Source organism: Haliea sp. (assembly GCF_040221975.1).
Classification (GTDB): Bacteria; Pseudomonadota; Gammaproteobacteria; order Pseudomonadales; family Halieaceae; genus Haliea.
The window spans coordinates 284,598-306,757 of record NZ_JAVJWR010000031.1 but is presented as its reverse complement, the minus strand read 5'-3'; the positions used below and the strand labels follow the sequence as shown (position 1 = coordinate 306,757).

General features: G+C 62.2%; 18 protein-coding genes. 13 read left to right on the top strand and 5 right to left on the bottom strand.

What is annotated here, in order from left to right:
- The first annotated feature begins 61 nt into the window (after positions 1-61).
- The 3 genes from gyrB (at position 62) to RLO07_RS14325 (ending at position 4,549) form a co-directional block, all read left to right on the top strand.
- Positions 62-2,479, top strand: a complete 2,418-nt coding sequence (gene gyrB / locus RLO07_RS14335) for a DNA topoisomerase (ATP-hydrolyzing) subunit B (protein WP_462292816.1) — start codon at positions 62-64, stop codon at positions 2,477-2,479.
- Positions 2,480-3,033: 554 nt separating this feature from the next.
- A complete protein-coding gene (locus RLO07_RS14330) occupies positions 3,034-3,729 on the top strand; it encodes a PEP-CTERM sorting domain-containing protein (protein WP_462292815.1) in 696 nt (231 codons plus the stop codon).
- Between the two features lie 370 nt (positions 3,730-4,099).
- Positions 4,100-4,549 carry an MOSC domain-containing protein gene (locus RLO07_RS14325; protein WP_462292814.1) on the top strand — a complete coding sequence of 150 codons (450 nt, stop codon included), beginning with the start codon at positions 4,100-4,102 and terminating at the stop codon, positions 4,547-4,549.
- Here the strand turns inward: RLO07_RS14325 and RLO07_RS14320 are convergent.
- The 3 genes from RLO07_RS14320 to RLO07_RS14310 are packed head-to-tail and all read right to left on the bottom strand — an operon-like array spanning position 4,533 to position 8,613.
- Entirely contained in the window at positions 4,533-5,822 is a 1,290-nt protein-coding gene (locus tag RLO07_RS14320) for an MgtC/SapB family protein (RefSeq protein ID WP_462292813.1), read from the bottom strand. The genes RLO07_RS14325 and RLO07_RS14320 overlap by 17 nt on opposite strands.
- Before the next feature lie 11 nt (positions 5,823-5,833).
- Entirely contained in the window at positions 5,834-7,201 is a 1,368-nt protein-coding gene (locus RLO07_RS14315) for a multicopper oxidase family protein (protein ID WP_462292812.1), read from the bottom strand.
- A complete protein-coding gene (locus RLO07_RS14310) occupies positions 7,201-8,613 on the bottom strand; it encodes a TolC family protein (protein WP_462292811.1) in 1,413 nt (470 codons plus the stop codon). The genes RLO07_RS14315 and RLO07_RS14310 overlap by 1 nt, the downstream gene beginning before the upstream one ends.
- Positions 8,614-8,684: 71 nt before the next feature.
- On the opposite strand from RLO07_RS14310, the gene RLO07_RS14305 reads away from it, so the two are divergent.
- Complete coding sequence (locus tag RLO07_RS14305; protein WP_462292810.1) at positions 8,685-9,026, top strand: hypothetical protein; 342 nt, start codon at positions 8,685-8,687, stop codon at positions 9,024-9,026.
- Positions 9,027-9,143: 117 nt separating this feature from the next.
- Positions 9,144-9,890: a TSUP family transporter gene (locus tag RLO07_RS14300; RefSeq protein WP_462292809.1), complete on the top strand. Its 747-nt coding sequence runs from the start codon at positions 9,144-9,146 to the stop codon at positions 9,888-9,890.
- A gap of 12 nt (positions 9,891-9,902) precedes the next feature.
- Here RLO07_RS14300 and RLO07_RS14295 read toward each other — a convergent pair whose 3' ends face one another.
- Both RLO07_RS14295 and RLO07_RS14290 read right to left on the bottom strand, forming a co-directional pair.
- Entirely contained in the window at positions 9,903-10,310 is a 408-nt protein-coding gene (locus tag RLO07_RS14295) for a Zn-ribbon domain-containing OB-fold protein (protein ID WP_462292808.1), read from the bottom strand.
- Positions 10,311-10,312: 2 nt separating this feature from the next.
- Positions 10,313-11,524: a thiolase family protein gene (locus tag RLO07_RS14290; RefSeq protein WP_462292807.1), complete on the bottom strand. Its 1,212-nt coding sequence runs from the start codon at positions 11,522-11,524 to the stop codon at positions 10,313-10,315.
- A 327-nt stretch (positions 11,525-11,851) separates the two neighbouring features.
- Between RLO07_RS14290 and RLO07_RS14285 the strand changes: the two genes are divergently transcribed.
- The 8 genes from RLO07_RS14285 (at position 11,852) to RLO07_RS14250 (ending at position 22,153) form a co-directional block, all read left to right on the top strand.
- A complete protein-coding gene (locus RLO07_RS14285; RefSeq protein ID WP_462292806.1) occupies positions 11,852-15,124 on the top strand; it encodes an LAGLIDADG family homing endonuclease in 3,273 nt (1,090 codons plus the stop codon).
- 14 nt (positions 15,125-15,138) lie between these two features.
- Entirely contained in the window at positions 15,139-15,855 is a 717-nt protein-coding gene (locus tag RLO07_RS14280) for a TSCPD domain-containing protein (protein WP_462292805.1), read from the top strand.
- A gap of 4 nt (positions 15,856-15,859) precedes the next feature.
- The gene (locus RLO07_RS14275) at positions 15,860-17,137 is read left to right on the top strand and encodes an AAA-type ATPase lid domain-containing protein (RefSeq protein WP_462292804.1); all 1,278 of its coding nucleotides are present in this window, start codon (positions 15,860-15,862) and stop codon (positions 17,135-17,137) included.
- Complete coding sequence (locus RLO07_RS14270) at positions 17,130-17,726, top strand: hypothetical protein (protein ID WP_462292803.1); 597 nt, start codon at positions 17,130-17,132, stop codon at positions 17,724-17,726. Before RLO07_RS14275 ends, RLO07_RS14270 begins: the two co-directional genes overlap by 8 nt.
- Before the next feature lie 101 nt (positions 17,727-17,827).
- Positions 17,828-18,238 (top strand): response regulator, encoded by a 411-nt coding sequence (locus RLO07_RS14265; RefSeq protein ID WP_462292802.1) that lies wholly within the window; start codon positions 17,828-17,830, stop codon positions 18,236-18,238.
- A complete protein-coding gene (locus RLO07_RS14260; protein WP_462292801.1) occupies positions 18,239-18,799 on the top strand; it encodes a chemotaxis protein CheW in 561 nt (186 codons plus the stop codon).
- Positions 18,796-20,034 carry a methyl-accepting chemotaxis protein gene (locus RLO07_RS14255; RefSeq protein WP_462292800.1) on the top strand — a complete coding sequence of 413 codons (1,239 nt, stop codon included), beginning with the start codon at positions 18,796-18,798 and terminating at the stop codon, positions 20,032-20,034. Before RLO07_RS14260 ends, RLO07_RS14255 begins: the two co-directional genes overlap by 4 nt.
- A complete protein-coding gene (locus RLO07_RS14250) occupies positions 20,027-22,153 on the top strand; it encodes an Hpt domain-containing protein (protein WP_462292799.1) in 2,127 nt (708 codons plus the stop codon). Before RLO07_RS14255 ends, RLO07_RS14250 begins: the two co-directional genes overlap by 8 nt.
- Positions 22,154-22,160: the final 7 nt, after the last annotated feature.

Here is a 22,160-nt window from a genome sequence, read left to right as displayed (position 1 = left end):
TCCCGTAGAAAAGCCGCCAACAAAGGGTTATACCACCTGAAAGCTGATGTGAGAATTTTTGATGAACGAGAATGAGCACAGTTACGATTCCTCCAGTATCAAGGTCCTCAAGGGCCTGGATGCGGTTCGCAAGCGACCGGGCATGTATATCGGCGACACCGATGACGGTACAGGCCTGCACCACATGGTGTTTGAACTTGTTGACAACTCCATCGACGAGGCTTTAGCTGGCCACTGCACCAGGATCGATATCATTATCCATCCTGATGAGTCGGTGACGGTCAGTGATGATGGCCGCGGTGTGCCCACCGAAATGCATGAGGAAGGAGTATCCGCCGCCGAGGTCATCATGACGGTGCTGCACGCCGGTGGTAAATTCGACGACAACTCCTATAAGGTCTCAGGTGGCCTGCACGGCGTTGGTGTTTCAGTGGTGAACGCCCTCTCCGAGGAGTTGACACTCACTATCCGCCGGGAAGGCAAGCGCTATGAACAGGTCTATATCCATGGTGTGCCGCAAGCTCCGCTGGCCATCATCGGCGAAACCGACGGTTCTGGCACAGCTATCCGGTTCCGGCCTTCCCCCGAGACCTTTACCAATATTGAGTTTCACTTTGACCAGCTGGCAAAGCGGGTGCGGGAGTTGGCATTTCTCAATTCCGGGGTCAATATACACCTCAAGGACGAACGCTCGGGTCGCGAGGAGAATTACCAGTATGAGGGTGGTTTGCGGGCTTTCGTCGACTATTTGAACCACAACAAGGCTACGGTCAACAAACCTTTCCACTTCCAGTTGGATACAGAAGACGGCATTGGCGTGGAAATCGCCCTGCAGTGGAATGATACCTTTGCAGAGAATATCTACTGCTACACCAACAATATCCCGCAGCGGGACGGTGGTACCCACCTCGCAGGCTTCCGCGCTGCCCTCACCCGCAGCCTGAACGGCTATATTGAACGCGAAGGTCTGGCCAAGAAGGCCAAGGTGTCGACCACAGGCGATGACGCCAGGGAAGGCCTGACCGGAATTATCTCGGTCAAAGTGCCGGACCCCAAGTTTTCTTCCCAGACCAAGGACAAGCTGGTGTCATCGGAGGTCAAAACCGCGGTGGAGCAGGCCATGAATGCCCGCTTCAATGACTACCTGCTGGAAAACCCGGGTGAGGCCAAGGCCATTGTTGGCAAGATGCTGGATGCCGCCCGCGCTCGCGAGGCGGCCCGCAAGGCTCGGGACATGACCCGGCGCAAGGGCGCACTGGATATCGCCGGTTTGCCAGGAAAGCTGGCTGACTGCCAGGAAAAAGACCCTGCCCTGTCGGAACTCTACCTGGTGGAGGGTGACTCTGCGGGTGGCTCGGCGAAGCAGGGGCGGAACAGGAAGTTCCAGGCAATCCTGCCGCTGAAAGGCAAGATCCTCAACGTCGAGAAGGCGCGGTTTGACAAGATGCTGGGTTCAGCGGAAGTCGGAACCATTGTCACCGCGCTGGGCTGCGGGATCGGCAAGGACGAGTTCAATGCCGACAAGTTGCGTTACCACAGCATCATTATCATGACTGACGCAGATGTCGACGGTTCTCATATTCGCACTCTGCTGCTGACCTTCTTTTTCCGCCAGATGCGGGAGCTGATCGACCGTGGTCATATATTCATTGCCCAGCCGCCACTCTACAAGATTTCCCGCGGCAAGCAGAGCCAGTACCTCAAGGACGACGAAGCGCTGAACAGCTATCTCACCCAGGGCGCGCTGGAGGGTGCGGCGATTATCGTCAACCCGGAGGCGCCGCCCGTGACCGGCGCGGGACTCGAGGAGCTGGTTGCCCGCTTCCGCAAGGTGGCGGCCACCATCGAACGGTTGGGTCGCCTGTACGCTCCGCCGGTACTCTGGCAGCTGGTGTACGGTGGCACCCTGATGCCGGAAGAGATGCAGGATGAAGCCGCTGTCATCGCCTTCGCAAAGCAGCTAAGTGAGCGCTTACTAGCTGTGGCGCCCAAAGGTGCCGAGTATACGGTGACCGTGCGCAAGGATCATGAGCGCCAGAGCCACTACCCGGTGGTCAAGCTCATGGCACACGGTGTGGAGACCGAGAAGGAATACCGCCACGAGTTCTTCTCTTCAGGCGAATACCGCAGCATGGTGGCCCTGGGGCAAACCCTCAATACCCTGATCGACGAGGACGGGTACTTCCAGCGCGGCGACAAGACCCTCGTCACCCGCAGTTTTGAAGAAGGGCTCAGCTGGCTGATGAGCGAGGCCCGCAAGGGCTACAACATTCAGCGCTACAAGGGCCTCGGGGAAATGAACCCGGATCAACTGTGGGAAACCACCATGGACCCGGAGGCTCGTCGCATGCTGCAGGTTACCGTGGAGGACGGCATGGCGGCTGACCTGATATTCACCACCCTGATGGGTGACCACGTAGAGCCCCGACGCGAGTTTATCGAAGAGAACGCGCTGTCGGTTGCCAACCTGGACGTTTGAGCCACGCCACTTTTCTGATCAGTTTCACGTTCAGCCGAGCTGGATCAGCTCGTAAAGTTGAGATTCAGCTGTGAGAAAGGGCAGCTTGTGAAAAAATAACTAATAGTATGGACCTAAGGTGTTCCGCTTAATGTTTTAGGTCCACACTCATTTCACACTGGACCTAAATCATGGCACCGCGGTATATAGCTCACTCTCCGTCAGCGCTGCACTTCGATAGCGGGCCTTCTAGCTCACCTAAATGTAACGACTGCAGACAGGCGATAGCGGATCTGGCCGCTTCCACCTCATAAGCGACATGGCAGGTGTCAGAAAATTTTTCACATGGAAAAGCCACTTATGCCTTCCATATAACCACATCTGAACCTTCTGGATCGATTTTGTTCGCTTTCACTATTCAGGCGCTATTTAGGGCTTTAATAAAGCTGCACTTTTGGTTAATCGTTTTATGTGAAGTGGCTATATAAGGGATTTTGTCTTATAAATTATAGGCATAACAAGTGTCAGGTTATTTTACATGCCGACAAACATTTGAAATCAAGATAGAGGACTCTATGTACATATATCTGATTTTAAAAGATTATTTACTTTTTGGCTCGATTTATGCCGATACTGAGTCACGCAATTACATAAAATGGTGGACGGGTACAGGCATGAATACAAAATTTAGATTTTTGTTTCTTTTCGTCGCACTTACTGCGTTTTCCGGAACGACGTTTGCGGCTTTAATTCTCGACATTACCGATGCTGGCAGTAGTCAAACAAGGTGGCAGTTTTCGGGTTCCGATACCATTCTCTCAGGCAACTCTAGTACGAGAAATGGATATTGGTTTGATGAAAACAACACTACCGGCTTCAACACGATTGTAGGTGCCTCGTGCATAAGCGCCGTTTCAGGGACATTTTCAGGAACATCAAACGGTATTTCGAGGAGCTTAAGCGATATTTGCGTTGAAACAGGTAGAATCGGTATTAGGGTTAGCCCCACCCCCATCGGGTTCGCTACGGGCAGTGAACTCTCATGGATTGGCGATTTAGTGATGAATGTGTCGATAACGAATTTTGCTGTAGGTGTATTTACTGGAACCACCATCGGGACCTCCAGCGATTTTCAAACGATGACACAAGGTTTTGAGTTCAGGGTTGGTCAATCTAGGCCCGATCCTGATCCAGTTCCAGTGCCTGCGACTTTAGCCCTGTTCGGCCTAGGTCTCGCCGGCCTTGGTTGGTCAAGGCGCAAGAAAGCGTAAGCAGTACTTCTGATACAAGCCCACTTCGGTGGGCTTTTTTCTTGCCTGAAATTTGTGATGGCTAATGTCTCAAAATAGGCGATAGCGGCCGCTGTAACGAGGTCAGACAACTCCACAGGTGGTTTCCGCCGGTCAGGGGCTCGGCAGCGTCTGGACAGGCGGGACCGCGGCTTTTTTCTTCCATTACCGTTTCTGGCGCCGGCTTGAGGCGGGGCGCCGAACTTGTGGCAAGCAGGCCCGTCGGGAACAACTCGCGCTGGCAGCCTGGGACGTGGTGGCTGCAGCGAAACCGGGACACTTGGTAAAAGGTGCGCGACTGGGCTTTAATAGCCGCTCTGCAACGATGACTGGCGACCGGGAGCTGATGCAGATGATAGAACTTTGTGGTATAGCCATTCGTGCCCGCTCCAGGGCGCCGATGGTGGCCTGCGACCGCGCCCTGGTGACGCCAGAGCGCGGCGTCGAGGGGGACTTCCGCGGCAAGCCTGGCCGGCGCCAGGTGACCGTGCTGAGCAGTGAGAGCTGGGCCCGGGCCTGTGCCGAGTTGGGCGAAGCGTTGCCGTGGATGACACGCCGGGCGAACCTGCTTGTCAGCGGCCTTGAGTTTACGCCAGCGCACGTGGGAAGTAGTTTGCGTATCGGCGACCTGGTGCTGCAGATTACCCGCGAAACCGATCCCTGTGAGCGCATGGATCAGGCTCGGCCCGGGCTGCGGGCCGCACTGGACCCGGATTGGCGCGGCGGAGTCTGCTGCCGGGTTATCGTCGGCGGAGAAATCACCCTCGGCCAACGCGGCGATTTGCTCAGCCCAGGGTTGTGACTGCCGCCGCCAGAGCGATGACCAGCACCGCACAGGCAATTGTTGGCAACAACACCCGGTTACCGAGCTTCGCCCCGCCCAGGATGCGGCAGTAAACCCCTTTCATCACGGTATTGCTTGCCGCCGCCAGGCAGATACACATCAGTACCAGCCCGCTAGACAGCTGTGCGTCTGCCTTCGGTGCCAGCGACAGCACTATCGGGTCGACATCGGCGACTCCGGTCACGATCGACAGCAGGTAGAGCCCCTGTTCGCCAAACCACGCCAGCAGTCCCTCAACCGCCACCATGACCACCGCGAGCAAAACACCGAACTGCAGTGCCGGCAGCAGTTGAAACGGGTTGCTGACGGTCGGTTGCCTGACCTCGCCCTTCTGCGGATGTCGCAAATGCCACAGGGCCATGCCCAGCAGCATCAGCATGCCGCTGCCGAGAGGCAGCAAGGCAGGCAACAACAGGTCGCGCTTGAGGACAAAAATAACCACCAGCACCCGGCTGAACATGGTGCTGCAGGCGACCAGTATGCCCGCCGTGAGTGCCCTGGTCTGGCTGTCGTGCTGGTGCAGGCGTGACAGGCTGACGGTCACCGCCGTTGAGGAGGCGAGCCCCCCTGCCAGCGAAGTGACCAGAATCCCGCGCCTGGGGCCGACCAGGCGCATCGCAAAGTAACCCAGCAACGACAGGCCCGAGATCAGTACCACCATCCACCACAGGCGCCAGGGGTTGATGGCGCCCCAGGGTCCGAAATCCTGGTCTGGCAGTAGCGGCAGCACGACCACGGAGACCACCAGAAACTGGAGGGTACCCGTCAGCTCCTGGCGATCCAGCACTTGTACCCAGTGGTGCAATGTCTCCTTCAGGTGCAGCAGCAGCGCCAACAGCACAGCGCTCGCCGCCGCCGGCAATGCCAGCTCAAACGCCGGCATGGCTCCCAGCCAGTAGGTCGCCATTGCCGCAACGGCCGTGGTGATACTCACATCCCCGTCGCGGCGGGACTCCTGTACATAGCCCGCGGCCAACAGCAGTCCCAGGGGAATGAATACCAGCGCACAGATCAGCGCCGCCTGCTGCGGGACCAGCGCCGTGGAGACCACCGCGACCACCGCGCCCAGTAGCGCCAGCAGGGTAAAGGTGCGGATGCCCGCGACGCGGCCGCCTTCAGAGTGGCCCCGATGGTGCCAGCCGCGTTCGCTTCCCACCAACAGGCCAATACCGAGAGCAATCCCCAGACTGCTGAACTGGCCGAGCAACTGTGAGTAGTCTGGTATGTCCATTGGTTCCTGTATCAGTGCTGGTGGCCCTGCCGTTTGGGGACCGGCAAGGTCTCGCTCTTCGGACCCGCCAGTTTACCCCGTCGTGCCGGTTGACCGTAGTCCGGATCGGCGCTGACGCGGCGGGCAACTTCGCCCTCCGGGTGCCGATACCAGCCGGGGTCCCGGAAGTCCCCTGCGGCCAGGCCGTCCCGGACCTTCACCACAGTGAACATGCCGCCCATTTCAATATTCCCGAACGGCCCCTTGCCCATCATCATCGGCAGGGTATTTGGCGGTCCGGTCATGTGCCCGCTGTCGGTATGGTCCTGGTGTTCGCCCATGCCGTGCTTGCCCATCGCCATATAGCCCGGTAACAGCGTGCGTATCTTCTCCTCTACCCCATCCTGGTTCACGCCCAGGGTGTTGGGCAGATCGTGGCCCATGGGGTTCATGGTGTGATGCGACATGTGGCAGTGGAAGGCCCAGTCACCAGGCACCCCGACAAACTCGATATCGCGCATCTGGCCGACGCCGATGATTTCCGTCACCTCGCTGCGCCACTGCTCCCGGGGCCAGCGCCCGCCGTCGCTGCCAGTCACCTGGAATTGCACGCCGTGCAGGTGGATCGGGTGGTTCCACATGGAGAGGTTGCCCAGCCGGATACGCACCCTTTCGCCGCTGGCTGCCACCAGCGTGTCTATGGCCGGGAACACCTTTGAATTCATGGTCCAGAGGTCAAACTCCACCATGACCGCCGGGTCCGGCCGGGAGGTGCCGGGATGCATCGCCCAGTTGTGCAACAGGATGGCGTAGTCGCGAGCTATGGGTTCGGGCTCACCGTCTTTGGGATGAATAATGAACAGCCCCATCATGCCCATGGCCAGTTGCACCATTTCATCCGCGTGGGGGTGGTACATGTGGGTCCCGTGCTGCTGCAGGGTGAATTCGTAGACGAAGGTTTCACCCGGCTGGATGGCGGGCTGGGTCAGGCCGGAGACGCCGTCCATGCCGGATGGCAGGATCAACCCATGCCAGTGGATACTGGTGTGCTCGGGCAGCCGGTTGCTGACATAAATCCTGACCCGGTCCCCTTCCACGGCCTCCAGGGTCGGCCCCGGGCTGGTGCCATTATAGCCCCAGCACTTCGCCCTGGAACCCGGGGCGAACTCGTGCTCGATTTCTTCTGCCACGAGGTGGAATTCCTTGACCCCGTCGACCAGGCGATGCGGTAGCGTCCAGCCGTTCGGAGTGTGCACGGGCCTGTAGCCCTGCGGGTCGCGGACGCTCGCTGAGGGCTCGCCCTGGTTGTGGTGCACGTGGCCGCTCTCGGCCATTGCCCGGGTGATGGCCAGTGCCGGCAATACGCTGCCGCTGGCCAGAAGGAAGTCTCTGCGCTTCATCAGTGGTGTCTCCCGTGGTGCTGGTGCTGTTCATGTCGCCCAGGGACCGGACTGCCAGGCTGCGGCGGCGCCACAGCCGACACATCCAGCAGGCCAGCGCCCGCCGGTGTGGCAGCGCGTCCCGCTGCGCGCGCGAGTTCTACCCGCTGTTGCCAGTATTCCCCGAGCGTGGTGACATGGTCGCGCCAGGCGTTGAGTTCGGCCTGTTTGCTGGCGAGGAGGTTGAATACGCCATCGAGCATGAAATTGACCCGGTCCTGGCGGGCTGCGACCTCCTGCGCCAACGCTGGCAGGAGCGCGTTCTCCCTGATCTCTACCGCGGCTCTGATCCGGGACAGCGCTTCCAGATGCAGGCGCAATTGCCGCGGCAACTGGTCGCGCAGGGTCGCCTCCCGTGCTGCCAGCAGCTCCAATTCAGCGGCCAGCGCCAAACGGGTGCCTGCGTTGCGGTGCCAAAGAGGCAAACGGATCGTGAGTTCGGGTCCTGTTTCCCGCTCGTCGCCAGAGCGCTCATGCTCCACGCCCACTTCCGCGCCGTCCAGCCAGCTCTCCCCTCTGGTGTTGTCACCCACGCTCAACAATCGCCGTTGTTCCCAGGCCAGTCTTTGCAGCGCGGGATGGGTATCCAGAACGTGTGTGATTAGCTGGTCCGGATCGGGATCTTCTGCCGCAGGCAGTGGCAACGAGGCAGGTACCGTCCAGTCCTCATGGGGCAGCGCCAGTTGTTGCGCAAGCAGGATTCGAGCCCGGTCCCGCTGGCGCTCGGCGTCCAGCAACTCGAGGCGAGCCTCAGCGGCGCCGCGCGCGAGTTCAGCGCGCTGCAGGGGTGTGATGTTGCCGGCAGCATCGAAGCGAGTGCCCAGTTCGTCGGCCCACAGGGCAGTGTCGGAAGCGCGGGCCTGCACCTGCAACCCCTGCTCCGCGGCAACCGCCGCGAACCAGGCTGACTCGGTGTCCAGAGCCAGCTCCTGCAGGGTCTCGGCCAGTGACAATACCGCGAGCTCGTAATCGGCCGCGGCTATCCGCTCGCGTGCGGGTCGCAGCATCGCACCCGCCAGACTCTGGGCCAGACCCAGCGTCAGCTTGTTGCTGCCACCGCTGACATCAAGCCAACTCAGGGACAGGCTCGGATTGAGCAGTTCACTGGCGCGCACGACATCGGCGGCAGCGATATCGAGGCGGGCATACTCGGCCCTGACGGAAGGGTGGAACAGGATGGCTGCCTGGACCGCCTGTGGTCGCGTCAGCTCGCCCCGGAACTGCTTCCGGGTGACACTGGCATCCAGCCCGCGGGCCAGTAGCGCCTCCCGTGCCCGCTCTGCTCCATGGTCCGGTGGCTGGCTGGCGCACGCTGCCAGGGTCGCCAGTACCAGCGCCAGCACTATTCGGCGGGCGCAGCTTGCGTGTTTCATCTGTTGGTTCTCCAGCTTAGAGAGTAGTCTCCGGCTATGTGCCGGGGATGTCAGGAAAATCAGGCTGGAGCGTGAGCGGGTGGTCTGAGCAGTGGCAATGGGTGTGGATTGAGCAGGCTGGCAACGACGCTGCCGGGGACCAGGGTAGCGGGTGGTGGGGACTCAGCGGCCTGTTGCGCGGTCAGAGGCAGGGCAATCGCGGCACAGGTCACCTTGCAGGCAAGGTCGCAGCTGCCGCAGTCTCCTGCCGGCACGAATATCGCGGGCGAATCGCTGCTGTCGACATGGTCGGCATGATGACTCTGGGCACCTGCATGATGCTGTGCGGAATCGCCGGCAACGGCTTTTGCAGCGGGCGTCGGCTCACAGCGCTGATGCTGCCCGGCCGACAGGCCGGCAGGCAGAACCAGTAACAACGCGAGTAGCAGACGAGGTATCATGTATCAATGCTAGCACGTCTATATCTGCACTCACAGCTGGCCTGGCCTCCGGCCGCGGTTGTCTAGCATATGATCCCGCTGGAGTCTCTGTTGCCACCCGCTCTGGAGCCGACAGTGGCCCTGCTGCTGGTCGCCTGTTCGGTACTCTCCTCAATGATTACCGCCAGTCTCGGCGCGGGTGGGGGCGTGTTACTGCTGTTGTTGATGGCGCTGTGGTTGCCGCCAGCGGCGCTCATCCCGGTTCACGGCATTATCCAGCTTGGCTCCAATGGCGGCAGGGTGCTGCTCACCTGGCGCCACATCGACTGGCGCCTGATAGCGTTCTTTGCGCCGGGAGTCGTCGCAGGTGCGCTGCTTGGGGCGTGGCTGCTGGTGGAGTTGCCCATGTGGCTCTGGCAGTCCACCATCGCCTGCTTTGTCTTGTATCTTTGCTGGGGGCCGCGCTTGCCACGCATGGCTCTGGGGGCTCCCGGGACCTTTGTTGCGGCGGCGCTGACGAGCTTTGCCAGCATGTTCGTTGGCGCCACCGGGCCCCTGGTCGCGGCATTCGTCAAACAGGTCCAGCGCGACCGTTTTGCCACTGTAGCGACTTTTTCTGCGGCGATGACGCTGCAGCACGCGCCCAAGGCGCTGGTATTCGGCTTTGCGGGCTTTGTCTTTCTGGATTGGCTGGTCTTTATCGCGGTAATGATCAGCGCCGGGCTGGTGGGTACCTGGAGCGGGATTCATCTGTTGCGATATATCAGTGACCGCCGCTTCGCCGTGGGGCTGAACCTGTTGCTGACGCTGCTGGCCCTGCGCCTGCTGTGGCAGGCGACCGCGGAGTTCCTGGTGTGAGTCCGCTCCGCGTCAGGCGTCTGCAGCAGTAAACAAAAGGCGCGTTGCGCCGCTGTCGTCGATCACATCGAATACCGGCCGCAATGCCATGCCGATGCGCATGGCACTCGGTTCCACCCCGACCAGCGCGCTGTTCATGTTGAAACCCTCCGCCAGGGTCACAATCGCCAGGTTCTGTGGTGCCGGCTGCGCGAACTCGGCCAGGGTGGGAACGCGTGCCAGGGTGAAACTGCAGAGGCTGGCTTGCCCTGAAATCTCTTTCCAGGTCAGCGCGGTGGAGCAGCAGCGTGGGCAATGCAGGCGTGGGCAAAAGACCCAGCTGCCGCAGTGGTCGCAGTGGGGAACGAGGATACGCCGATCCCGCAGGCCGTCCCAGAACGGCTTGCTGATGGCGGTCGGGCGGGGTACCGGTTGCTGCATGATCACGCTCCTGCCAGGACCAGGGCGCCCTGCTCGCTCATGACCCCCCCGGTGCCGGAAACGAAGGCGGTGTCGTGCACTGGCAGCTGCCGATCGCCGGCTTGACCGCGGATCTGGGTGACCGCCTCTATCAGCTGCGACATGCCCCCGGCGGTGCCCGCCTGCCCGAACGACAGCTGCCCACCGTGGGTATTCAGCGGGAAATCTCCCCGCCAGGTCAGGTCGTGCTCGCGAATAAACGCCATGCCCTCGCCCTTGCCGCAAAAGCCGGCATCTTCCAGACTCAGCAACACGGTGATGGTATAGCAGTCATAGATCTGGGCCATGTGCATGTCGGCGGGCCGCAGGCCGGACATGGCAAAGGCGCGCCGGGCCGCAGCCGCGATCGGGGTGACGGTCATGTCCCGTGCGTAACTCGGCGACTTGAAATCCAGTTGCTCGCCGCAGCCGCGAATAACCACCGGCCGCTGCGGGCAGTTGCGGGCGACATCGCTGCTGGCAACAATGAAGGCCGCGCCCCCGGCCACCGGCATGACGATTTCCAGCAAACGCAACGGATCCGCCACCAGCTTGCTTGCCAGTACGTCGTCGATGGTCAGCGGCTGGCCATGGAACAGCGCCTCGGGGTTGACCTGTGCGTTGCTGCGTTGGGCAACCGCGATTGTGGCCATGGCGACCGGGTCGTAGCCATGGCGATGGCCATACTGCTGGGCAATCATGGCATAGCCGGTATTCTGGCCGACGTGGCCATAGGGGATGTCGAACTCGGCTTCGGGTGCGCCGTACTGGTTGCTGTGGGCGCCGAAGCGCATGGCCCGGGCGCGGGCGGCTGGGTCTGCATCGGGATCCTCGGGTGCCAGGCGCGCGGGCAGCACGCAGAGCACGGCCCGGCACAGCCCCAGCTCGATCGCTGCGGCGGCGCGCCAGGCCATGGCCACCGCGCTGGTGCCGCCGAGATCGACGACTTCGGCGAAGCCGAGCCTGATCCCGAGGTACTCTGCGACTACCGCCGGCACGAACGCCGAAGCCTCGTTGAAATGGGCGCCGTTGACTGCCAGGCCATCCAGGTCCTGCAACCCCAGGCCGGCGTCCGCCAGCGCCTGGCCCGCGAGATCGGCAATCTGCTGCAGATGAAACATCCGCGGCGCGGTCGCGTATTTCTCGGGTTTGTACTGAGCGCAGCCAACGATGGCTGCCTGTCCTCTAAGTCCCACTGGCGTTCCCTGTTGATCCCGGTGTGCCGATGATGAAGCAGATTCCTGCGCAATTGAACTCCACCGCCCCAGGCGCGCTGAGGAAACCGGCAACTGGCTTGGGCGGGTAAACCAGAGCCGCCGGAGGCATCGCAGCGGTCAGCGGGTTGGGCGTTTTCTTGATCCTGCGCATGGCAATATCGGGCGCCGGTGTTACCGCGGCCGGCCCTGACACAATATCTGGTAGGCCCAGGGCAAAAAACGCCCGGTATGTGGTTGTCCGGCTTGCCACCGGCGGGGACCTTCGCGCACACTAGGACGGGTCTGCAGGTCACGGGAGCAAGAGTCATGGGGGAAGTCGTCAAGGCTTTGCACACGGTAGTCGATATTGGCCTGCAGGATGCTTCGCTGGATATCTGGGACCGGAAATATCGCCTCCAGGATCGCGCCGGCAAGCCGGTTGATCGCGATATCGCGGACACCCTGAAACGGGTCGCCCGCGCCCTGTCCGAGGTCGAGGAAACCGACAGCGCCCGCAAGCAGTGGTACCAGCGTTTCCTCTGGGCCCTGCAGCACGGCGCCCTGCCCGCGGGCCGGATCATTTCCAACGCCGGTGCCGAGGCCTGGAAACCGTCCACCTCGACCATCAACTGCACGGTCTCGGGTACCATCACCGATTCCATGGACGACATCCTGCAGAAGAACCACGAGGCCGGCATGACCCTCAAGGCCGGCTGTGGCATTGGCTATGAATTCTCCACCCTGCGGCCACGGGGCGCCTACGTCAGCGGCGCCGGCGCCTATACCTCCGGGCCGCTGTCGTTCATGGATATCTACGACAAGATGTGTTTCACCGTGTCCTCGGCCGGCGGGCGCCGCGGCGCCCAGATGGGCACCTTTGACATCCATCACCCGGATGTCATGGACTTCATTCGCGCCAAGCGCGAAGACGGCCGCCTGCGGCAGTTCAACCTGAGCCTGCTGATCACCGACGAATTCATTGAGGCCGTGAAGAGCGACGCGGACTGGTCGCTGAGCTTCCCGGTGACCGCCAGGGAAGTAGAGGAATCGGGCATGGACCTGGCCAACGACCCGCTGGTGCTCTGGCGGGCGTTCCCGGTCACCCGCGGCTATGTCAGCAATGAACGCGGCGAGGTTGCCTGCCGGGTCTACAAGACAGTGCCGGCGCGCAGGCTGTGGGACATGATCATGGCCTCCACCTACGATTTTGCCGAGCCGGGTTTTATCCTCATCGACCGGGTCAACCAGATGAACAACAACTGGTGGCTGGAGAACATCCGCGCGACGAATCCTTGCGTGACCGCCGATACCTGGGTCCAGACTGCCGACGGTCCGCGGCAGGTTGCGGACCTGATCGGCCAGCCCTTCTGCGCCCGTGTGGATGGACGCGACCATGCCACAGGCGCTGAAGGCTTCTTTCGCACGGCAACCAAACCCGTGCTGCGGCTGCAGACTCGCGAAGGCCCTGCGCTGCGGCTTACCGCTGACCATCGCGTGCGGCGGGTGTCGGCCCTGACCCGCTGGCGCCTGGAAACCGAGTGGTGTGAGGCCAGCGCGCTCGTCGCTGGCGACCAGGTGTTGCTCAACGACCATCGCAGCGGTGCGGAGTGGCAGGGAGCCTGGTCCCGGGATGAAGGCTATCTTATCGGCCTGCTGCTTGGCGATGGCACGCTGAAGGCAGACAAGGCGGTACTATCTGTCTGGCCGCGGCCCCTGGCGGTGAACGAGGGTGGTGCTGCAGACGGTGTCGAGGGTGTTATGGCGGCGGCGCTGGCGGCCGTACGCAGCCTGCCACATCGTGCAGACTTCGCCGGCTGGCAAAAAGTGGCCGGGCGCGACGAATACCGCCTGGCCACCGGCGCCCTGCGCCAGCTGGCGCTCGGCCTGGGCATGGCGCCGGGGAAAAAGACCATCACCCCGCAGGCGGAGGCGTCCTCCAGCGAATTCCACTGCGGCCTGCTGCGGGGGCTGTTCGATGCCGACGGATCGGTGCAGGGCTCGCAGGAGAAAGGCGTCAGCGTGCGTCTTGCCCTGTCCGATATGGCGACCCTCGAAGCGGCACAGCGAATGTTGCTGCGCCTGGGCATCAACTCGACGCTGTACCGCGAGCGGCGCAAGGCCGGTGCAGCGCTGCTGCCCGACGGCCGTGGGGGCAGAGCGACCTATGCCACCCGTGCACAACACGAATTGGTCATCAGTGGCGCCAACCTGGTTGGATATGCCGAGCGCATAGGGTTTGCCGATACCACCAAGCAGGCGCGACTGGACGCCGCGTTGGCGGGTTATTCCCGCAGCCTGAACCGGGAGCGGTTTGTGGCCACGGTAGTCTCTGTCGAACCGGACGGCGTCGAGGACGTCTACGATGTGCAGGTTCCCGGCATCAATACATTCGACGGCAATGGTCTGCACGCGCACAACTGTGGCGAACAGCCCCTCCCCCCCTACGGCAGCTGCCTGCTGGGCTCCATCAACCTCACCCGGCTGGTGCTGGATCCCTTTACCGACAAGGCCCGCTTCGACTGGGACCGCTACCGCGAGGTGGTCGCCGTGTTCACCCGCATGCTCGACAACGTGGTGGAAATCAACGGTCTGCCGCTGGAGCAGCAGCGCCACGAAATCCTCCACAAGCGCCGCCACGGCATGGGCTTCCTGGGTCTGGGCTCCACCATCACCATGCTCGGCATGTGCTATGGCGACGAGGCCTCGGTGGAGTTCACCGAGGAAGTGTCCCGGGAAATGGCCCTGGTAGGCTGGCAGCAGGGCATTGCCCTGGCCGAGGAGAAGGGGCCGGCGCCGATCATGGAGGAGCTGTTCGAGGTGACCCCGGAAATGCTGGCCGCGCGACCGGAAATGGCGCGGGACGGCGTCAGCGTCGGCGACCGCCTCCCCGGCAAGGTCCTGCACGCGCGCTACAGCCGCTATATGCAGCGGGTGGCGGAGGTTGCACCGGAACTGGTGGCCGAGCTGGCAGCCAAAGGCTCCCGCTTCACCCATCATTCATCCATCGCCCCCACCGGCACCATCTCCCTTTCGCTGGCCAATAACGCCAGCAACGGCATCGAGCCCAGCTTCGCTCACCACTACGCGCGCAATGTGATTCGCGAGGGCCGCAAGAGCAAGGAGAAGGTCGATGTATTTTCCTTCGAGTTGCTGGCCTACCGCAGCCTGGTGAATCCCCGGGCGATGCCCTATAGCGAACGCGAAGAAGAAAAGCTGCCGGACTATTTCATCGTCGCCGACAGCGTGAGCCCCAAACAGCACGTGGATATCCAGGCGGCCGCCCAGAAGTGGGTGGACTCCTCCATTTCCAAGACCGCCAATGTACCCACGGATTACCCCTTCGAGGATTTCAAGGATATCTATCTCTATGCCCACGCCAAGGGCCTCAAGGGTTGCACTACCTTCCGCTTCAACCCGGAGGCCTTCCAGGGCGTACTGGTGAAGGAGCAGGACCTGGAAAACACGGTATACCAGTTTACCCTCGAGGATGGTTCCGTAGTGGAACTCAAGGGCAACCAGGAAGTGGAATACGACGGTGAGATGCACACGGCGGCGAACCTGTTCGATGCACTGAAAGAAGGCTATTACGGCAAGTTCTGAGCCCGGAGAGAGCAATGACGGTAAGAATTGGCAGCAAGATTGTCAGCTACAAGGTGCTGCAGCAGGGCGCCACCCCGGAGCCGGTAGCCGGTGAGCAGGACGCGGTCCCCGCCAGCAATGTGGTGCACATGCACGAAGCCTTCCAGCGGCCTGAACGGCTGGTGGGCTCGACCTATAAAGTAAAGACGCCGATGTCGGAGCATGCCCTCTACATCACGGTGAACGATGTGATTCTCAACGAGGGTACCGAGCACGAGTTGCGGCGTCCTTTCGAGGTCTTCATCAACTCCAAGAACATGGAACACTTCCAGTGGGTGGTGGCGCTGACCCGGCTGATCTCGGCAGTCTTCCGCAAGGGTGGCGATGCCACCTTCCTGGTTGAAGAGTTGAAAGCGGTGTTCGACCCGCGCGGCGGCTACTTCAAGAAGGGCGGCGTGTTCATGCCCTCGATCGTCGCGGAAATCGGCTACGCGATCGAAGATCACATGAAGCACATAGGCCTGATAGAGTCGAAGCTGGACGAGCACCAGCAGAAATTCATCGACCAGAAACGCCGTGAACTCGCAGGCAGTGGGGACAGTATGGAGCCCGCTGGAGCGGAATCTCCGGAGAACGATGACTCGCCGTTTCCGCCGGGCGCCAGCCTTTGCTACAAGTGCAGCACTCGCGCGGTGGTCCTGCTGGATGGCTGCATGACCTGCCTGAACTGCGCAGACTCCAAGTGCGGGTAGACACTTGCTGAAAACCGGAGACAAGCTGGACGGCTATGTCCTCGACAACATGGAGGGGGCGGTCGACCAGGCTGCGTTCCTGGCGCGCACCGAGACTCCGGTCGCCATCATCGGTGCCCGCGGCACCGGCAAGATGTACATCGCCCGTATCCTTCACGCCCAGGCCGGTGGCGGCGCCGATACCCTGGTCGCGATTGACTGCCGCGAATTCCGCGGCCGGGATGATGCCAACCGCCGCATTCGCCAGGCCCTGCTGGCGGGCGCGGGGAAAACCCTGGTTTTGAAGTCACCGCAGCTGATGAGCACCGATGCCCAGCTGAAGCTGGCGCGGCAAATGGCAACCCGGCTCCTTGCGGACACGGAAAAACCCGCGTACCTGCCAGCGGTGCGTTTCGTGGCGCTGTTTCCAGACAGCCTGCAGGCGCTGGTGGCCGCAGGGGTATTGCAGCGCAAACTGGCGAGCGTGTTTGCAGCCTACCCGATTCGGGTGCCGCCAATGCGTCACCGCCAGCGGGCGATTCTGCGCTGGGCCCACAAGATTCTGTCCCAGGAATGTGCCAGCCGGAATATAACGATCAAGGGTTTTACGCCGGAAGCAGAGCAGGCCATGCGCCAGCATCCCTGGCACGGCAATATCAGTGAAATTCGCCAGCGGGTGGTGAGGGCCCTGGAGCAGAAGCCGGGAGGGGATTGGCTGACGCCGGTGGATCTCCGGCTCTATCTGGGTGACCGGGCGAGCAGTGGTAGCCTGGAGCCACCACTGCGCACTTTTGCCGGCGACGCCGCCGCCAGCGATGGCTATAGTCCCAGTGCCCGCGAAGAACTGGAGCTGGTACTGGCCGAACGGGTGAACCAGCTGTTGCTGGCGCAGACACCCCTGCCCCTGGGCACCTGGCTGGAAGACGAAATCGTCCTCGCGACGCTGCTGCGGTATCGTGGGCAGCATGCCGCCAGTGCCAATTTTCTGCAGACCAGCCGTCGCAATATCGGCCGCTGGCTGCAGGCCATCAGCAGCCGTCAAGCGTCGCGCGATGGCTGCCCGCTGTGGCAGGAACCCGCGAGGCTGGTGGCGGATTGGGTGCGTGGGCTCGGCAGCGCGGGGCCGAGCCCGTTGCTTGCCGGACAGGGCCTTTTGTTGCAGCTCCTCGAAAGCCATCGCGACGTTGCCACGGTGGAGTTGCGGGCCCGGATACTGGGAGTGTCGCGGCCCACCTATGGCAGGCGCCTGCGCGAATGGCAGGCAATGATCGCGCCCGCCGAGCAGGTAGTTGCCCATGTCTGAAGCTGATTCCGAAGCATCCACCGGCGCTAGCCCGAGTCCCGCGCAGTTGGCTGCGGAGTACCGTGAACTGCTCGCGGCAGTGGAACTGGAGCCACTGGGTTTCTCGGCCCGTCTCAACCTGCTGTTGGATCTGGCTGCGATCGTACCCTCGCGCATTGAAGGGCGCGTGCTGGGTGTGCTTGCCATCAATCCGGAGTGGAAGGAGGCGGAGGTGCGGCGCTGGCTGCAACAGGATCGTCTGCCTCCGCGCCCAGAGCTGCAGGCGCTGGTGCGATTGCTGGTCTCGCGGCTGGGATCCGGTCATGATCCGCAGCGCTGGGAGGCGTTCCTGGTCTATGGCTCGCCCCTGGTTGCCTCTCCCGTGGAGCACCTGCTGTACCGCGAAGACCCCGGCCGTCGGGATATTGCCGCGCGGATTTTTGCCCGGCTCACGGAGCGATACGAGATTTCCCCTGCCAGCTACGACGCCGAGCGGGTGTTTCAGCGTTGCCTGCAGTTGATGCAACAGTTCAACATTTACGAGTGGCAGGACTTTCAGGCGGGGCATATGGAGCCGTTCCGCAGCGTGCTATTCCCCACGGAACCCTGAATCGGCGCCTTGCGTGCAATTCGGGAAAATGGCAAATAGTACTTGCAGACCCAGCTCGACTACTAAAATACTGTCACCTGCGCCAAGGGACGAGGACGATAATGAGCGAACAGTCAGAAGACCAGGACATCAGCGGCATTCGCGTCGCGATTGTCGATGACGCCAAAACCATCCGCATGATGATGTCGCACACTCTGAAGCAGATGGGCTGTGAGGTCGAAACTGCGGAAGACGGTTACAGGGCACTGGCGCTGTTGCGACGGTTCAGGCCTGACATCGTGTTTCTGGATATCAGCATGCCGGAACTGGATGGCTACCAGACCTGCAGCCTGATCCGTCATGGTGAGGATACCCGCGACCTGCCGGTGGTCCTGCTGTCATCATCGGATGGGGTATTCGATATCGCCCGGGGCCAGGCCCGGGGCGCCACGGCCCATGTCAGCAAGATTCCCCCGGATCCTGTTCTGCGCCAGCTTATCTACGAGAATACGCGGGCGAGTGAGGTGGCATAAATGACGGCCGCCTTTGCCGTGCTGCGGGACCTGCAGGCACGTTATGCCAGCACCGGATCTGCCCTGCCCCCGGCATCGCCTGAGCCAGAGTACTGGCGTGGAGCGCTTGTCGAGATTGCCGGCACACCGCTGCTGATTGCGGCCGGCGATCTGGAAGCGGTGATTGCCGTCCCTGCCCTGACGTTGATCCCCGGTACCCGCAATTGGGTACTGGGCATTGCCAGTCACCACGGTGAACTGTTGCCGATTTATTGTGGTGACAGTCTGTTCGGCCAACGCCTGTCCCCGGGACGACGGCGGGAGTACTGCCTGGTCATCAAGCGGCCCGGGTTTCACGCCGGCATTACGCTGAGCCGGGTAGAGGGCAATATCACCCTGCTCATGGAACAGCGTGACCCCGAGACCAGCCTGGATGGCCCCCTTGCAACATGCTGTGACGGCGGTTTCTGGCAGGGTGAACGTTTTTTGGGACTGCTCGATGTCACCCGGCTGGCAACAGACAGCGCACTTTCAGACACGGCTGCACGGCCGGAAGCCATTGCCGAGGATTCAGCACAATGAGCCAGACATCTCCCTCCCTTCCCCCGGCTGTGGGCCTTGCCGCTCTCGGAGTTGGATTGCTGGGCTGTATTGCCGGCCTGGCGATCGCGCTGGGCAGTGTTGCCGATGCCTCCGGTGCGCGCGGGCTGCTGCTGCTGGTGATCGCGGTGCTGGTGCTGTTGCTGGTGGTCGTCGGCTTCTTGCTGTGGCAGGCCCGGGGCAACGCGGGTGGCGCGGCTGCCTCTGCGGGCATCACCAATGCCCTGGGCCGGCTCGCCGAGGGTGACCTCACCGGGGTTGCGAGCAGTGATTCGCCAGCGACGGCAGTCATTGCAGAGCAGCTCAATACGGCGCTTGAACGTCAGCGCGAGCTGGTGGCCAATATTCGCAGTCCCTTTGAAGGACTGGTGACCGAGTTGCACAAACTCGGCAAGAGCAGCGGCAGCGGCAGCGAGCTCAGTGCAGTCCTGGCCCGTGAGCTGCAGGACGCGAGTACATCCCTGGCGCAGGATCTGCGCGGTGCCGACAATTTGACTACGGTAAGCCAGCAGGCCCGGGAGGCAATGACCCAGCATCGCCAGCTGGTGAACCGGGGGCAGGGCCTTGCTGCAGAGATGTCCAGGGCTTCCTCGGATGTGCGCGAATCGATCCAGGGGACGTCGAAATCAGCCAAGCGCCAGGGCGAGCTGATCCAGTCGGTCACCACGGCGGCAGAGTACATCCAGTCCCTGAATACCAAGATATCCGTGGTCGCGATCAATACCCGGATCGAGGCTGAGCGCGCCGGCGAAGCCGGCAGGCCGTTCCTGGGTATCGCCGAGGCCATCGGTGACCTGCTGCGGGAGGCAGAGGAAGAAGGGCGCAAGATTACCAGCGAAGTCCGCCTGCTGCAGAACCTCTCGGCGGAAAACCTCAACAGCCTTGAACACACGGTGGGGGCTGTGGTGACCGTCCTCGATTTCGTTGAGCGTATAGATGGTGTGCTCGAGGACATAAGCCGGGGTGCCGGAAAAATGCTGGACATGGTCGATTCCATGGGCACCACAACAGTGCAATCTGCTGAAGCCGTGCGCAGGATGAACGCCCTGCTCGACAGTGTCCGGGAGCAGAATCGCGGTCTCAGTGACAGCGCCGATCTGGTGCAGCAGGGAGTCGTGGCCCTGCAGCAGACGCTCTCCACCCTGGGGCGCAGTCTGGCCAGATTCCGGATAGATGGCCACGGTTCTGCAACTGCGGGCAGCGTCACGGATGTCTGAGCAGTTGCCATCCCGGCCAGCTGCCGGGTCCATTGATATTATCGGGCTGCGCAGCCTGTTACCGCCGCTGTTGGTGTCGATCGAGCAGGTGGAAGCCGGCCTGATCGGGTACAGTCGGGACACCACCGGCAAACAGCCGCTGCTGGAATCCCTGTGGGCTGTGCACCACATCACCGCGGCTCTGGGTGCGCTCAGGTTGCACAAGGCAGAAATGCTGGCACTGGAGTTGGAGCGCGGTTTCCTGCGGCTGCTGCGCGAGCAGGTGGTTGCCGAGCGCCGCAACTTGACCATGGGCGGGTTGATGCGGGCCATCAAGACGCTGCCGGCCTATCTGGACCATGTCCAGCGAGTACGTATCGACACGGGCAGGGGTCTGGAACCCTGCGTCAACAACCTCCGCCGCTGGGAGGGTGAGCGTGTGCGGCCGCGGGCACTCTTCTTCTACATGCCGTTGCCGGAGGGGTGTGGCATCAGTAGCGGCGCCCCGGAGCTCGTTGCCGAAACCATTCGTCGCAGTGCGGCTGTATTGCTGGCACCCTACCTGCAGGGCGCAAAATCTGTCCTCGGCCCCAACCAGAACCTGGACAGCGTGCGTACCGTCGCACGCATCGCACACAAGATGCACAGCCTTTTCCGCGGCACAGTGCAGGAGAGGTTCTGGCTCCTGCTGGTTGGACTGTGTGAGGCTATTGCCGCCGAGCTGGTGGAACCGGATGAATGCGTGGCGCAGATCTTCAAGGCCGGCGCGTTCATGATCAAGTATGCGCGTGAACACGGCAGTGCCGCGGATCCCGCGATGGACTACGACAGCTACCTGCAGCAAATGCTCTACTACATGGCTTCCTGCCGGGCCCGGCCCCTGTACGTTGGCCACATCTGGCAGGTTTTTGGCATCGACGACAGCACACTCGACAACGCCGAGCGGGGTCTTATCCACAACGACGCCCTGATCGCCGCGCTGGAGGGTGCACGCTCCATGCTCAACGGCCTGGTGGATCGGCTGCAGGCCACAGATCTTCTGGCGGCCATTGCGGGCCGCTCCGAACCGCTGGCCGATGCTGCCGCGGTTATCGAGGATATCCGCCTGCGCCTGATAGCGGCGGAAGAGATCGATCATGCGGAGGATATGCAAGCTGCCAGCGACCTGCTGCAGCAGCTGTTCAGCGGTCGCTTCAGCGACAATGAGCGGCGCGGCACGCAGGTGGTCATGACGATCGCCAGGGCGATGGTTGACACCGAGATAGCACTCTCCAAGAGGCTCCGCCACAACGGTTTCATCCCGCCCGAAGTACAGGCGTTTGACCACCTTGAAGGACTGGTTGCGACCACCTGCGAGCAGTTGACCCAGATCCAGGACCAGTTGCAGCAGTCCCGGGACCCGCAAACCCTGACCGCCTGTTGCGAGACATTGGCGGGAATCGTGGAGGCTCTGGCATTTGCCCGTCTGGTTCGGGAAACCACGGTGGTGGCCGCCTGTCTTGACTGGCTGCGGGGCGCGAGCAGCAGTGGTGAAGCAGCTGTGGATACGGCGCAGTTGCGCAGCCTGGCTGACGCTTTGGTATGGCTCACTCTCTACCTGGAGAGGCGCCTGCTGGATCCGGTGGTGGACCCCCTGGTGTTGTTGGAGACAGCGGAACAGCATGCGTCCCGGCTTGCCGCGGCAACCCCGGCAGCGCCGCAAACGGACCTGCCGGCTCCGGCGCAGGGTGAAGCGCCGGAGGCAGCCGTGTCGACGGGGGAAAATATCCCGGAGGAGTTTCGGCAAGTCTTTCTGGAAGAGTCGGCGCAGATCATCGAGCGCTTGCAGGCCGTGGTACCTGCGTGGGCGGCTGGCGCCGTGAAGGACGAGCAGCTGCGGGAGATTCGCCGTCACTTCCACACCTTCAAGGGCAACGGCAATGCCGTGGGCCTCTACACCCTGGCAGAGCTCGGACGCGATGTGCAGGACATGCTGGACCGGGTGCTGGAAAGTCCGGAGCCGGTTGCCACCGAACTACCTGCGCTGCTGCGCGAGCTTGTCGCTGCCCTGCCTGAACTGGTAGCCACTTGCGGTGGTGCCGGTGACTTCAATGAAGCTACTGTGCGCGGCCTTCGCAGCCGTTGTGCTGGTTTGCGGTAGAGGCGGC